The sequence below is a fragment of the Ochrobactrum sp. C6C9 genome, assembly GCF_022627935.1.
In the GTDB taxonomy this organism is placed as follows: domain Bacteria; phylum Pseudomonadota; class Alphaproteobacteria; order Rhizobiales; family Rhizobiaceae; genus Brucella; species Brucella teleogrylli.
In genome coordinates this window covers 82,554-95,406 of sequence record NZ_JABXGB010000016.1, presented here as the reverse complement: position 1 = coordinate 95,406, position 12,853 = coordinate 82,554, and the positions used below count along the sequence as shown (strand labels likewise).

The following is a 12,853-nucleotide window of genomic DNA, read 5'->3' as shown; positions in this document are numbered from 1 at the left end:
TCAGTTGCCCTCCGGCCGGTTTTCAAAGAAGGTCGAGCGGCGTCCGCGCAACACTATGTCGAACTTGTAGGCCAGCATGTCCATCGGCAGGCTCGCATTCATGTCGAGCGGCGCAATGAGGCGCTCAACCGCGCTTCTGTCGGGAACAGTCTTGACGATCGGGCAACGCCAGATCAGCGGATCACCTTCGAAATACATTTGGGTGATCAGACGCTGCGAGAAGCCATGACCGAAGATCGAGAAATGGATATGCGCCGGGCGCCAGTCATTGACGCCATTTGGCCACGGATAAGCGCCGGGCTGGATCGTCTTGAACCAGTAATAGCCATTCTCGTCGGTGATCGTGCGGCCCACGCCGCCGAAATTCGGATCGATGGCCGCGAGATAGGTTTCCTTCTTGTGCCGGTAGCGACCGCCAGCATTGGCCTGCCAGAATTCGACAAGCGCACCAGGGATCGGGCGATTGCTTTCGTCCAGCACACGACCATGCACCAGAATGCGCGGGCCGACCGGCATTTCGCCGGGGCGCGCATAGTTGCGGATCAGGTCGTTATCGAGTTCGTTCAACATGCCATGGCCGAAAACCGGGCCGGTAATCTCGCTCTTGGTGCCTTCCAGCGAAAGCAGCGCGCGGGTGGGCGAGCGCAGAACGGATGTCTTGTACCACGGCGTATAGGCCGGTGGATGCATGGTGAGATCACGAGCGAAAAAAGGGCTCGTTTCCGGCGGTGTGTTTTTCATTTCTCGGCTTCCTCCGCTTCCATCTGCGCGTAGGTCTGTTTGGCGATCTTGAACGCGTGGTTCGATGCAGGCACGCCCGCATAAATCGCAACATGCAGCAGAGCTTCGCAGATGTCTTCCTTGGTTGCGCCCGTATTTTTCGTGGCGCGGATATGCATTGCAACTTCATCGTCCTGGCCAAGAGCGGCCAGAAGCGCAATCGTCACCATGGAGCGCTCGCGCTTTGTCCATTGCGGACGCGACCAGACCGTTCCCCATGCCGTTTCGGTAATAAGCTCCTGAAAGGGCGCATCAAGTCCCGTGGCAGCCTTCGATGCCCGGTCCACATGCGCATCGCCCAGAACCGAGCGACGGACGCTCATTCCAAGCTTGTAACGCTCGGAGCGCTCGACAGTGTCACCCATGGCTATTCTCCCTGTGGAAGCTTAATTTGAAAGTCGGGTTGAAAGAAAATCGCGCAATAGCGAGACATAGGCGTCTGGCTGTTCAACGCAGGGTATGTGGCCGCTATGCGCAATTTCAGCGAAATGCGCGCCGGGCACGAGGCTTGCCAGTTCCTTGACGAGCGCTGGCGGTGTTGCGCCATCCTGATCGCCGACGACACAAAGCACGGGCACGGCAATCGCCTTGGCCGCTTGCGTGAAATCCGCATCGCGCAGGGCTGCGCAGGTTGCCGCATAGCCATCGAGTGGCTGGCGCACGAACATGTTGCAATAGGCGCGGAAGGCGTCATTGTCGGGCTTGCGGAAATCGTCTGTGAACCAGCGCGGCATCGTGCCGTCGAGAATGCTGGCAAGACCGTTTTGCATAATGGCGTCGATGCGGGCGTTCCACATCTCCGCGGTGCCAATCTTGTGGGCGGTGTTGGACAGGACCAGACCGGCGACGAGATCGGGACGGGCGGCATAAGCGCCCTGCGCAATCAGTCCGCCGACCGAAAGGCCGCACAGAACCACGCGGCGGATGGACAGTTTTTCGAGAAGCGCGATCAGATCCTGCGCCAGAAGTTCGATGCTGTAGGGCGTATTGCCAATATCGGAAAGGCCGTGCCCGCGCTTGTCGTAAACCAGCGTCGGGATATCGTTGCCGAGCTTCGCCCTCACGTCATCCCAGATGCGCAGGTCGGTTCCCAGTGAATTGATGAAAACCAGAACGGGCTTTTCATCACCACTCCACTGCAAATCATAGTGAAGGACGATATCGTTGACGTTTGCGAACTGCACGGCTTTCTCCTCTTGATCAGCACTGTTGCGCTTTCCAATTGGTTAAGTAAAATGATATTATCAGTCAAAAACATAACTCATAGGTTATCCAATAAGTGATCGGAAACAGGATCAAGTTTCGCCATCTGCACACCTTTGTTGAAGTGGCGCGGCAGAAGAGCGTGGTCAAGGCGTCGGAAATTTTGAATATCAGCCAGCCCGCCGTCACCAAAACTATCCGTGAGCTGGAGGAGGTGCTGGGCGTTCCGGTTCTGGAGCGCGACGGTCGCGGCATTCGTATCACGCGGTTTGGCGAGGTATTCCTGCGCCATGCGGGCACGGCGCTGACGGCCTTGCGGCAGGGGCTGGATTCGGTCTCGCAGGAGCTCGACGGTTCCGGCCCGCCCATTCGTGTCGGCGCCTTGCCGACAGTTTCCACACGCATCATGCCCAAGGCCATGAGCCTGTTTCTGGCGGAAAAGGCGGGCAGCCGCGTGAAGATCGTCACGGGCGAGAATGCGGTTTTGCTGGAGCAGTTGCGCGTCGGCGATCTCGATTTGGTTGTCGGGCGTCTGGCCGCGCCGGAAAAGATGACCGGCTTTTCCTTCGAACACCTCTATTCCGAGCAGGTGCGGTTTCTGGTCCGGGCAGGGCATCCGCTGACCGACGGGCGACCCGTCTTCGACCATCTGGCGGATTATCCGGTGCTGATGCCGACTCAAAATTCGATCATCCGTCCTTTTGTGGAGCGGTTGCTGATTGCCAACGGCATTGGCGCGCTGCCCATTCAGGTTGAAACCGTGTCGGATGCTTTCGGGCGCGCTTTCGTTCGCGAGAGCGATGCAATCTGGATCATTTCCGAAGGTGTCGTGGCGCGCGATGTGGCGGAAGGCAAACTGGTCATGTTACCGATCGATACCAGCGAGACTGTCGGGCCGGTTGGTCTGACAATGCGGACGGATACGGTCAGCTCCGGGGCGCTGCAAATGCTTATCCAGATATTGCGCGACGTGTCCGGCGCGTCTCTGTCCCGCTCGTCCACAAGCAGACTGCGATGAGGCTAGTGGATTGAATTTGACGTTTGAATCCCGGCTGACATAGATGCTGTTTCAAACGTCAAATTCGAAAAATCCACTAGATACATATACTTGCTAGTGATCTTTTTGATTCCAACATTTGCTCAGCGCGTGAACCGAGGGATGCAAATGTTGGAATCAGACCACTAGTGGTGCAATAGTTCGCCCAGAAATTTGCGCGTGCGTTCCTGCTTCGGATTGGCGAAGAATTCGTCCGGGGGCGCCTGTTCAATAATCGCGCCTTCGGCCATGAAGATCACGCGGTCGGCCACCTGACGGGCAAAACCCATTTCATGGGTGACGCAGATCATCGTCATGCCTTCTTCGGCAAGGCTGACCATGGTGTCGAGCACTTCCTTGACCATTTCCGGATCAAGGGCCGAGGTCGGTTCATCGAAGAGCATGACCTTCGGCTTCATGCAGAGCGCTCGCGCAATCGCAACGCGCTGTTGCTGGCCGCCCGAAAGCTGCGACGGATATTTATCGGCCTGCTCGAGAATTTTCACCCGGTCCAGAAGCGCCCTGGCGCTTTTTTCCGCATCGGCCTTGCTGGCTCCAAGCGAGCGCATGGGCGCCAGCATGCAGTTTTGCAGCACAGTGAGATGCGGGAACAGGTTGAACTGCTGAAACACTATGCCGACCTCACGGCGCACCGCATCGATGGTTTTGCCCGCATGGCCGAGCAACATGCCGCCAACGTGGATTTCACCCTTCTGGTAGGTTTCGAGATGATTGATGCAGCGGATGAGCGTGGATTTTCCACTGCCGGAGGGACCGCAGAGAACGATCTTTTCTCCCTTGCGCACCGCCAGATTGACATCGTGCAAGGCTTGAAAATGGCCATACCATTTCTCGACATTCTGCAAGCGGATCATCGCTTCGGAGGGCTCGGCGGATGGCTGGTGGATCATCGGGTCACTCCGGGCATGGGTCAGGCTCAGCGGCTCGACGCGGCAAATTTACGTTCAAGATGCGCGCCGAAGATCGTCAGCGGGCAGCACATCAGGAAGTAGAGAATGCCCACAATGCCGAAGACGGTGAGCGGCTCGAAAATCTGGTTCGAAATGATGTTGCCAGCCCGCGTCAGCTCGGTGAAGCCGACGATGGAGGCAAGCGATGTTCCCTTGATAAGCTGCACCAGAAAGCCGATGGTTGCGGGCAGCGAAATGCGGATCGCCTGCGGCAGGATTACATCCTTCATGCGCCAGAAATAGCGAAGGCTCAGCGCTTTCGCGGCCTCCATCTGTCCCTTGGGAACCGCCTCAATCGAGCCGCGCCAGATTTCGCCAAGATAGGCGCTGGCATGCAGGGTCAGGCCGATGGCGACGGCCAGCCATGCATCGAGTTTCAGCCCGATCAGTGCAAGGCCATAATAGACGACGAAGAGCTGCATCAGGAGCGGCGTGCCCTGAAAGACCGCGATATAGCCAGCGGTCAATCGTTCCAGCACAGGAAAGCCCGATGTGCGAAGCAAGGCAATGCCAAGACCGGCCGTGCAGCCGCAGACGAAGCCCACGGCGGAGAGCGCGACCGTCCACTTCAATCCGATCAGCAGGAAGACGAATTCATCGTGACCCATGGGAATGCTCCTACTTGACCGGATAGGCGAAATAGCGCGCCGAAATGAAGGAGAAGAGGCGCATCATGACCCAGGAAATCACCAGATAGAACGCCGTGACGGTAAAATAGACCTCGAAGCTGCGGAAGCTGTCGGATTCGATGCGCTGGGCAACTGAGGTCAGTTCATAGGCCGAGATTGCCGAGGCGATGCTGGTCGTCAGCGTCAACAGGATGAACTGGCTGGTCAGCGATGGGAAAATTGCCCGCAAGGCCGGTTTCAGCACGATCAATCGGAAGACCTGCGCCTTATGCAGACCAAGCGCGATGCCCGCCTCGATCTGGCCTTTCGGAATGGATTGAACACCGCCACGAATGATTTCGATGGCATAGGCGCCGCCATTGATGCCGAGCGCAATGATGGCGGTCGGCGTCGGGTCGAGCCGGACACCGGCCAGCGGCAGAGCGAAATAGATGAAGAATATCTGGACGAGAAAGGGCGTGTTGCGGATGAGTTCGACAAAGCCGATGACCAGCCATCGCAAAAACCAGTAGCGCGAACCGCGCAGCAGAACACCGCCAATGCCGATGACGATTGCCAGCAACATGCCGAATATGGCCAGGGTAAAGGTGCCCAGACAGGCAAGCAGCAGGCTGGGGAGGCCATCGATGACCGGCGTGAAATCCAGAGTATAATTCATCGTTCGCTCTGTCTGTTTTTATCAAGGCGCGGCGAGATCGCCGTTGCTCTCTTGCTCCAATTGACCGGCGCGGCTGGCCAGATGTCTGTCGGTCAGTCCTTGTCGACCATTTTCGCCATGGCTTGCACGGCCAGTTCATACCCATTCGCGCCGAACCCGATCAGGATACCGGTTGCGACACGCGAAATGAGCGAATTGTGGTAGATGCTCTCGCGGGCATGGACGTTTGAGATATGCAGCTCGATCTTCGGGCCGTCGAACATTTTCAACGCATCGAGCAGGGCGACCGACGTGAAAGTATAGCCCGCGGGATTGACGATGATGCCGCAGGCTCCTTTGCGCGCCTGATGCACGCTTTCCACCAGTTCGCCCTCGAAATTGGTCTGGCGAAAATCGACCGCAAATCCCAGCGTCTCGGCCACCTGTGTCGCGCGGTCGCGAATATCGGCAAGCGTCGTGGTGCCATAGACTGTCGGCTCCCGCTCGCCGAGCAGATTGAGATTGGGGCCGTTCAAGATAAAGATTGTTCTGGACATGGTGCTTCCCGAAACGGCGGGTAAGCCGTTTTTACGACATGAGGAAACGGTTGCAGACGCTGGCGTTTTTAGGATCGGATTGGCGCCCCCCGGTGCCAATCCAAATCTTGTTTTTATGCATTTGAACGCAAAGCGGCTTCGCGCTTTTGCCGGGAATGCTTTTTAGCCAGCGTCTGCAATCGGGATCGCTGAATTATCAGTTCGCCGTGAAGGAAACGCCTTCAAGCTTTTCCGGGAATTCCGGAACCGGCACCTTCATCCACTTGTCGTAGATTTTCTTCAGCTCGCCATTGTCCTTGATCTTGTCGATGAAGCTGTTGATGGCGGCGTTGAGTTCCTTTTCGCCCAGACGCGTGCAGGCGCCGTTATAGAGCTTCTGGAATTCCAGCTTGTTTTCGAATTCGCCCGGACGGGCCTTCTCGACGCGGTCCATGTAGAAGATGTTTCCGCCCAATGCCTGCACCTGACCCGAAGCCAGAGCCTGAACGCTTGGCGCATCGCCGTCATAGCGGCGGATGGTGGCGCTGGATGGTGCGTTCTTGGTCACCTGCGTGTCCTGCGCAGCGCCCTTCGCAACCGCGATGGTGAGATTGGCCATATCTTCATTGGTCTTGATCGACATGGATTTCGGGCCGATCAGCACAATGGCATTGGCCACATAGGGCTTGCTGAACTGTACCGCCTTGGCGCGTTCCGGCAGCATCGCCATGGTTGCGAACAGCACGTCGACGCGACCGGTGGTCAGCGCGGGAATGCGGTTGTTGACTTCGAGCGGTACGAATTCGACCGGCACGCCCAGTTCCTTGCCGAACAGATTGGCAATATCGGCGTCAAGACCGTCCTGCTGGCCAGCGCTCGTCACGAAACCCCATGGCGGATTGTCGCCCTGAATACCAACGATCAGCTTGCCGCGCGCCTTGATTTCCTCCGGCGTGATGGCGGATGCGGGCTTGGTCATCCCGGCGGCGGCAACCAGCGCCGCCGCACCCAGCATCATGTTGCGACGTGTCAGCATCGATTTAAACATTCGTTCCTCCTCCCAAAAACTGGCGCTCTGTCGATCCTCTCCCGTGGATCAGATGGCCGTATGAGTATATTTTTGTCAGATGATGCTTGGCAAATCAACCGAGTTTATAAAAATCATATGAGATTTTGTATTTTGCACAAAACGCATTTTTCCGACAGACAACCGACGGATATGTACGAGCGAATGCGGTTCAGACGATGCGCCCGCTTTTGAGAATATGATCCATGCCGCTCAGGATATGGCGGCGCACAACGGCTTGCGCGCCTTCGACATCGCGCGCCACGGCCAGTTCGAATAGCAATTTGTGGTCATCCACGACGGGCCGTCCGCGAAAGGTCTGCGCCAGCATGTGATAGCGCAAAAAGCGGTCGAACACCGAGGACAGCGCCGTCAGCAGTGTTTGCGAATCGCATGCCGAGACGATGGCCTGATGAAACTCCCAGTCGTAACGCACCCAGTCCATGGTGCGCGATGCATCGCCCGCAAGCAGCACTCTTTCCGCAGCGGCGAGCTTGTGGTGGGCCGCAACGATACGCCCTTCCCATTCCAGATCGCCGACCGCGAAGGAAAGCCCGATGGCGTGGGTTTCGAGAACCGAGCGCAGATCGGCCAGTTCCTCAAGCTCCTTGCGGGAAGCCGGGCTCACTTCAAAACCGCGCTGCCCTTCAGCGACGACCAGATTTTCCGTGGTCAGCCGGTTGAGGATCTCGCGCAGCGACGAGACGCTGATCGAATAGCGCTCCTTTGCCTGTTCCAGCTTGATCTTGGCCCGTGGCGGTAATGTCCCGGAGATGATGTCCTTGCGGATCTGCCGGAAAACTACATCGCTGACGGTTTCGGTGGGTGCGCTTTCTTCCCGCAGCATGGTGTTTCCTTTTCCGTGGCGGTCACGATCAACGGCAGTGGCAAATCAGGGCAAGGTGCCCCCGGCCAGCGCATGTTGGACGCCGCCATCTATGTGCTTGATAAGAATAGCTTTTGCTTCGGTCGCATTGCGCGCTAGCGCAGCGTCGAGCAATTGCTTGTGTTCCTTTTCGGCGACATCGCCGCGATAGGACAACGCAACCATCTGATAGCGCAGATATTTGTCGAAGACGGTGGCGTGGGTTTCCATCAGCAATCTTGAACCGCAGGCGGAAATTAGCGCCTGATGAAACTCCCAGTCATAGCGTTTCCATTCTTCCGCCCGGCTGGCGTCGCCTGACGCCATGATCTGCTCCATCCGCGAAAGCTTGTAGTGCGCGGAGACCAGTTGCGCCTCCCAATCCATCCCGCCGAAAGCGAAGGATTGCTCCAGCGCGTGGGTTTCGAGCAACAGGCGCAATGCAGCGATTTCCTTGAGATCGGCATCCGACATGGGCGCGACTTCGAAGCCGCGCTGGCCTTCGGCAACGACAAAACCTTCCGATGACAGCCGGTTGAGGATTTCGCGCAACGTACTCACGCTGGTGTCGTAGGAATCCTTCAGGCTTTCCAGCCGCAACCGCTGCGCAGGCGCCAGCCGCCCGAAAATAATATCGGTCCGAATGCGGCGATAGCAGCTTTCAGCAATGGACTCATTGGAAGATTCGTAACGCATTTGGAGATATCTCAGATATTCGACACTTTATCATACATGTCTCGCGCTGCGGTTACAATGTGATATCCTGTCTTGCGGCAAGGTCCGACATTTTCTCGGATGATTTTTGGATCGTCCCTGAATACGGAGGCTGACCGGCCTCCACGGAATATCGCGGCAGCAGCACGATACGGACAGATCATTTGATATATTGCTGTTGGTGGATCGTGCTTACGGTTGGCGCTGTTGCAAGCTGATGGCTCCGCCTCGTCTTCGACTTGGATGTGGTTGCGGGATAGGCGCTGTTAGTGAAATCCGTAAAGAAGTCGGCGAAGCGAAGCTGATAGTACGAGCGGCTTGGCTCTTCCTTCTTGGGGTGTAAACTCTCAATAGTTGCATCTTTAGGTGGCAAAATGTGGGAAGAAGAATTAATAGAGGAAGTCGGCGTTACCGGCGAGGTGATTGCCGCCAGAGAATCGCGTGCTGCGGCAAAAGGAATGCGCGGCAACTCATCGTCGCCGCTTCGGCGAACCCAAAGCTTATCGAGCGGCAGTCGCGATGTTATTGGGAGCTTTAGCGTTGAACCAGTAAGTTATGGAAAAAACTCTAAGGTTCTTGGGCGTGTCCCGACCAATGTGACGCATCGCGCAAGCAACGGTTTCTTTTCAGAATTGCAGGCTCGCTCGTCGGAATTTGGAAAAGCGGCCAAAGACATAAACGACCGATATTTGAATCATATTGAGGCGGCATGGTCCAAATCAGAAGAGATATTAATAAGCAGATTAACATATCCTATTCCTGTGAATATTTTGGCAGATTTTGCAAAGTTAAATTATGAGGAAGCGTTGTCAAAAAAATTTGGGTTGTTCTCTAAATCGAATCATATCTTCGCAATAACGATTCTATAAATTGGCATGGTGAAGGTATTACTCTACCAGAATTAAATTTAAGATGGAAAAAGTTTATTAAATGGAAAGATAGAGTAACTAGGGCTGAAGAAGGTATAAGGCCAATAATTGATGAGCTTTCTGAATTCAATCGAATAATTGTAAATCATAAATAATAACTTAAAATATGTTTTTTTTGGATAGTGATATTTTATGATTTTACATTCGGATCTTTGGATCTATATTATTTCTACGAGACGAAGGTTATTTGACTTCGCCCGACGTGGAGTTATCGTGCTACGAAAGCTTCAATAGCAACCGGCAGAAACCGGTGCTACGACTTCTGCCGATCTTCATTTCGTTCCCGGTAGAAATAGCATGACCTCACAAACACCTATCCGTAAACCGCGTGGCCGCGATCTTGGCATCCCTTTCACCGGGCGCACTGGTCCGCATAATGCGATCACCGATGTTGATGGCGTCGGTGTCGGCTTTCAAACGATCATCGAGAACGAGCCGCGCCCGGGCCGCAAGCGTCCTGTCCGCAGTGGCGTGACGGCCATTCTGCCGCACATGCAGTCGGAAACGCCTGTTCCAGTCTATGCTGGTGTGCATCGTTTCAACGGCAATGGCGAAATGACCGGCACGCACTGGATCGCGGATGGCGGTTATTTTCTGGGACCCGTCGTCATCACCAATACGCATGGCATTGGCATGGCGCATCACGCCACCACCCGCTGGATGGTTGACCGCTATGCCTCGACCTACAAGACCGACGATTTTCTCTGGATCATGCCCGTTATTGCCGAGACCTATGACGGCGTGTTGAACGACATCAACTGCTTTCCGGTTACCGAAGCCGATGTGCGCAAGTCGCTCGACAGCGTTGCCTCCGGCCCGGTGCAGGAAGGCAATTGCGGCGGCGGCACGGGCATGATCACCTATGGTTTCAAGGGCGGCACGGGCACGGCATCGCGCGTCGTGGAATTCGGTGGTCGCAGCTTCACCATTGGCGCGCTGGTGCAGGCCAATCACGGCCAGCGCGACTGGCTGACCATTGCCGGTGTTCCGGTTGGCCAGCATATGCGCGACGGCACGCCGCAAAGCCAGTTGCAGGAGCGCGGTTCCATCATCGTGGTGCTGGCAACGGACCTGCCCTTGATGCCACATCAGTTGCAGCGGCTGGCACGTCGCGCCGCGATCGGCATCGGTCGCAATGGCACGCCGGGCGGCAACAATTCGGGCGATATTTTCCTGGCCTTCTCGACGGCCAATCAGCGCCCGATGCAACACCGTTCCGCGCCGTTCCTCCAGATGGAAGTGGTGAATGACGAGCCGCTCGATCCATTCTATCTCGCTGCGGTCGATAGCGTGGAGGAAGCAGTGGTCAATGCGATGCTGGCAGCTGAAGATATGGGCGGCACGCCTTACGACCGTCTGCGCGTTCAGGCTATCGATCACGACAGGCTGCGCGAAGTGCTGGCCCGTTACGGACGGCTGTCTGCATAAAGACGGCTGATTGCAAATATAGAAAGCAGCGACAGATGCGGGTTCTGTCGCTGCTCCCCCTTTTGTGATGCCCTTTTGACTGGAGGTCAGATCATCACAAACTGGTAGTGTTGGTGGGGCCCATTTTTGCCACTAGAACGACCGCTGGAAGCGCACCGTGCCGCCCCAGGCATCGTTGACCTTGTTGTCGCGAAAATCGGCTTCGTAACGCCTCCAGTTCCCACCGAATTTGGTGTAGTTGACTTCCGGCGTGATGGTGAAGCCGGGGACAATTTGGTAGGCAATATTGGCGGCAGCAGCCGTCTTGCCCCAATCGTCATGCGCACCTTGGAGATTGAACGCGACCTTGTCGGTTGCCAGGAATTTCAGGCCGCCCCAAACAGCCCAGTCGCCGCCCCATTGGCCGTACATCTGGTCCGGGTCTTCTTCCGAAGCATAGCCGCCCTGTAACCAGAGCGAGAAACGGTCGGTCAGATTGACGTCGCCGCGAAGCTTGGCCGCCCATTCTTCGATAACGGAATCATACGCAACGACGCCCGCAATAGAGCCCCAGCCGCCTGCATATTTCAGGCCGCCGACGACATGCGGCACATAACCGTCGATCGTGTAATGATGGCCTGTCGGATTTCTGTAACCGTTATCGTTGTCGCCGCCCTCTTCGAGAGCGATCACTGCGGAGAAGCCGCTGCTGCTTGCGAATGTGTAAGAGATCTTGCCTGTGCGATAGGCGCCGGGAGAAACCACGTCGTCGTTAATGACGTCGCCGAGATAGCCGGTGAAAGTGTGGAATTCTGACTCGTCGATGCCGACTTTGAGACCACCCAGTTCGATATAGGCGAATTGGAGAACGACTTCCGAGCCGCTCCAGCCATAAACGTCGGTTCTGCGCGAATTATTTGCCCAATAGTTGAATCGGGTCTCGGTGAAAGTCTTCAACGTGCCCAGTTCGGTTTCGGAAGCAGTCGAGGTGCGCAACGCAAAACGGGCGCCCTTGTCCCAGCCTTCTCGATCTATGCCCGAAAAGACATTATCAGCGCCATTCATGTCGTAACGCACATAGCCATGAATGCGCAGGCAGGTCTCGGTGCCGGGGATGTAAAAATAGCCCGCGCCATAGGTGTCGCAAACACGCACATATTCAACGGCTTCCGGCTCCGGTGCGATGATTGCGTCGGCAGCGTAAGATGAAAAAGACATCATCGTCGCTGCCGAAGAGATCAGAACGGTCTTCATTTTCATAAGAGTTGCCTCGATTCAGCGTGAACTTTGAGAGAGTTCATGTATATCGCGGCAAAGCTTCGGTCTCAATGGAACTTAAAGTAATTAAATCCAATAGAGTTGTTATGTTGCATAAGAGATACCAATTTATATAATAAATATCGATTTGTATTTTTACTTTTACATGATTAGATATGGATTACCAATAAATCAAACTATGAAATAGTTATATAACTAATTATAAAATTCTCATTATTTTTCAAAAAGTTGCGATTTTGCGAATTTGATTGATAGTATAATCATGCATTTCAAAATGAGAGGATTTAATCGTTCCTTTGGAGCGGCTAATTGGAAAAGAAGTTTATCGATGACGATTGACGCAGAAAAAATGATTTTATTGCGCGACTTGATGGCGAATATACTTGTCTCCGCGAAAATATGGCGATCACTGGCCAATGAGGCGCTGCTGGACCTTGGACTTGATTCCGGGGTTGCGGCCTGCCTGTTCTGGATCGCCTATGTGGGCGATGGCGCCAAGCAAATCGATATCGCGACGGAAATGGGGCTGACGGCTGCATCGCTGGTGCGGATGATCGATTCACTCGAAGCGCTGCAGCTGGCGCGCCGCGAGGTGGATGAGAACAACCGGCGGGCCAACCGGATCAGGCTGACCGACGAGGGGCGTCGTGTCGTTTCCATCATGCAGACGATCCTGGATAGTGTGCACCAGAATCTGTTCCGGGAATTTGAGAGTTCCGATATCAACACGGCCAATACTCTTTTGCGGCGCGTCATCAGTGAAAGGGCGTGATCCCTGTTCGATCACGGCCGAGCCGGCACG

15 protein-coding genes are annotated in these 12,853 nt (G+C 55.5%); 4 read left to right on the top strand and 11 right to left on the bottom strand.

Translation table 11 applies throughout. The features are described from left to right. From pcaH to pcaD, 3 genes are read right to left on the bottom strand one after another with little or no spacing between them, the layout of a single operon-like run. Positions 1 to 741 (bottom strand): protocatechuate 3,4-dioxygenase subunit beta, encoded by a 741-nt coding sequence (gene pcaH / locus HWD97_RS14385; protein ID WP_121538193.1) that lies wholly within the window; start codon positions 739 to 741, stop codon positions 1 to 3. Continuing rightward, a complete protein-coding gene (gene pcaC, locus HWD97_RS14380; RefSeq protein ID WP_121538195.1) occupies positions 738 to 1,145 on the bottom strand; it encodes a 4-carboxymuconolactone decarboxylase in 408 nt (135 codons plus the stop codon). The genes pcaH and pcaC overlap by 4 nt, the downstream gene beginning before the upstream one ends. 21 nt (positions 1,146 to 1,166) lie before the next feature. Next, entirely contained in the window at positions 1,167 to 1,964 is a 798-nt protein-coding gene (gene pcaD, locus HWD97_RS14375) for a 3-oxoadipate enol-lactonase (protein WP_109367137.1), read from the bottom strand. A gap of 95 nt (positions 1,965 to 2,059) precedes the next feature. Here pcaD and pcaQ point away from each other — a divergent pair, with 95 nt between their 5' ends. Beyond that, the gene (pcaQ, locus tag HWD97_RS14370; protein ID WP_109367138.1) at positions 2,060 to 3,001 is read left to right on the top strand and encodes a pca operon transcription factor PcaQ; all 942 of its coding nucleotides are present in this window, start codon (positions 2,060 to 2,062) and stop codon (positions 2,999 to 3,001) included. Between the two features lie 164 nt (positions 3,002 to 3,165). On the opposite strand, the gene HWD97_RS14365 is transcribed toward pcaQ, so the two are convergent. The 7 genes from HWD97_RS14365 to HWD97_RS14335 all read right to left on the bottom strand — a co-directional run bounded on the left by HWD97_RS14365 (position 3,166) and on the right by HWD97_RS14335 (position 8,419). Further along, positions 3,166 to 3,894 carry an amino acid ABC transporter ATP-binding protein gene (locus tag HWD97_RS14365; protein WP_371835165.1) on the bottom strand — a complete coding sequence of 243 codons (729 nt, stop codon included), beginning with the start codon at positions 3,892 to 3,894 and terminating at the stop codon, positions 3,166 to 3,168. Between the two features lie 62 nt (positions 3,895 to 3,956). Then, the gene (locus HWD97_RS14360; protein ID WP_109367139.1) at positions 3,957 to 4,598 is read right to left on the bottom strand and encodes an amino acid ABC transporter permease; all 642 of its coding nucleotides are present in this window, start codon (positions 4,596 to 4,598) and stop codon (positions 3,957 to 3,959) included. Positions 4,599 to 4,608: 10 nt separating this feature from the next. Then, entirely contained in the window at positions 4,609 to 5,277 is a 669-nt protein-coding gene (locus HWD97_RS14355; RefSeq protein WP_109367140.1) for an amino acid ABC transporter permease, read from the bottom strand. 92 nt (positions 5,278 to 5,369) lie between these two features. After that, positions 5,370 to 5,813 (bottom strand): type II 3-dehydroquinate dehydratase, encoded by a 444-nt coding sequence (locus HWD97_RS14350; protein ID WP_109367141.1) that lies wholly within the window; start codon positions 5,811 to 5,813, stop codon positions 5,370 to 5,372. A 196-nt stretch (positions 5,814 to 6,009) separates the two neighbouring features. After that, complete coding sequence (locus HWD97_RS14345) at positions 6,010 to 6,840, bottom strand: transporter substrate-binding domain-containing protein (RefSeq protein ID WP_109367142.1); 831 nt, start codon at positions 6,838 to 6,840, stop codon at positions 6,010 to 6,012. A gap of 190 nt (positions 6,841 to 7,030) precedes the next feature. Next, positions 7,031 to 7,705 carry a GntR family transcriptional regulator gene (locus HWD97_RS14340; protein WP_109367143.1) on the bottom strand — a complete coding sequence of 225 codons (675 nt, stop codon included), beginning with the start codon at positions 7,703 to 7,705 and terminating at the stop codon, positions 7,031 to 7,033. Between the two features lie 45 nt (positions 7,706 to 7,750). Next, positions 7,751 to 8,419: a GntR family transcriptional regulator gene (locus HWD97_RS14335; RefSeq protein WP_109367144.1), complete on the bottom strand. Its 669-nt coding sequence runs from the start codon at positions 8,417 to 8,419 to the stop codon at positions 7,751 to 7,753. 392 nt (positions 8,420 to 8,811) lie between these two features. On the opposite strand from HWD97_RS14335, the gene HWD97_RS14330 reads away from it, so the two are divergent. After that, positions 8,812 to 9,306, top strand: a complete 495-nt coding sequence (locus tag HWD97_RS14330; protein WP_109367145.1) for a hypothetical protein — start codon at positions 8,812 to 8,814, stop codon at positions 9,304 to 9,306. 357 nt (positions 9,307 to 9,663) lie between these two features. Continuing rightward, positions 9,664 to 10,794: a P1 family peptidase gene (locus HWD97_RS14325; RefSeq protein ID WP_124916280.1), complete on the top strand. Its 1,131-nt coding sequence runs from the start codon at positions 9,664 to 9,666 to the stop codon at positions 10,792 to 10,794. A 132-nt stretch (positions 10,795 to 10,926) separates the two neighbouring features. Here the strand turns inward: HWD97_RS14325 and HWD97_RS14320 are convergent, their stop codons facing one another. Next, a complete protein-coding gene (locus HWD97_RS14320; protein ID WP_109367147.1) occupies positions 10,927 to 12,033 on the bottom strand; it encodes a porin in 1,107 nt (368 codons plus the stop codon). 280 nt (positions 12,034 to 12,313) lie between these two features. On the opposite strand from HWD97_RS14320, the gene HWD97_RS14315 reads away from it, so the two are divergent. After that, positions 12,314 to 12,823, top strand: a complete 510-nt coding sequence (locus HWD97_RS14315; protein WP_121538201.1) for a MarR family winged helix-turn-helix transcriptional regulator — start codon at positions 12,314 to 12,316, stop codon at positions 12,821 to 12,823. The last annotated feature ends 30 nt before the right edge of the window (positions 12,824 to 12,853 follow it).

Coding starts and splice junctions, on each gene's coding strand:
- pcaH (WP_121538193.1), bottom strand. CDS start 741: ATGAAAAACACACCGCCGGAAACGAGCCCTTTTTTCGCTCGTGATCTC.
- pcaC (WP_121538195.1), bottom strand. CDS start 1,145: ATGGGTGACACTGTCGAGCGCTCCGAGCGTTACAAGCTTGGAATGAGC.
- HWD97_RS14365 (WP_371835165.1), bottom strand. CDS start 3,894: ATGATCCGCTTGCAGAATGTCGAGAAATGGTATGGCCATTTTCAAGCC.
- HWD97_RS14360 (WP_109367139.1), bottom strand. CDS start 4,598: ATGGGTCACGATGAATTCGTCTTCCTGCTGATCGGATTGAAGTGGACG.
- HWD97_RS14355 (WP_109367140.1), bottom strand. CDS start 5,277: ATGAATTATACTCTGGATTTCACGCCGGTCATCGATGGCCTCCCCAGC.
- HWD97_RS14350 (WP_109367141.1), bottom strand. CDS start 5,813: ATGTCCAGAACAATCTTTATCTTGAACGGCCCCAATCTCAATCTGCTC.
- HWD97_RS14345 (WP_109367142.1), bottom strand. CDS start 6,840: ATGTTTAAATCGATGCTGACACGTCGCAACATGATGCTGGGTGCGGCG.
- HWD97_RS14340 (WP_109367143.1), bottom strand. CDS start 7,705: ATGCTGCGGGAAGAAAGCGCACCCACCGAAACCGTCAGCGATGTAGTT.
- HWD97_RS14335 (WP_109367144.1), bottom strand. CDS start 8,419: ATGCGTTACGAATCTTCCAATGAGTCCATTGCTGAAAGCTGCTATCGC.
- HWD97_RS14330 (WP_109367145.1), top strand. CDS start 8,812: ATGTGGGAAGAAGAATTAATAGAGGAAGTCGGCGTTACCGGCGAGGTG.
- HWD97_RS14325 (WP_124916280.1), top strand. CDS start 9,664: ATGACCTCACAAACACCTATCCGTAAACCGCGTGGCCGCGATCTTGGC.
- HWD97_RS14320 (WP_109367147.1), bottom strand. CDS start 12,033: ATGAAAATGAAGACCGTTCTGATCTCTTCGGCAGCGACGATGATGTCT.
- HWD97_RS14315 (WP_121538201.1), top strand. CDS start 12,314: ATGCATTTCAAAATGAGAGGATTTAATCGTTCCTTTGGAGCGGCTAAT.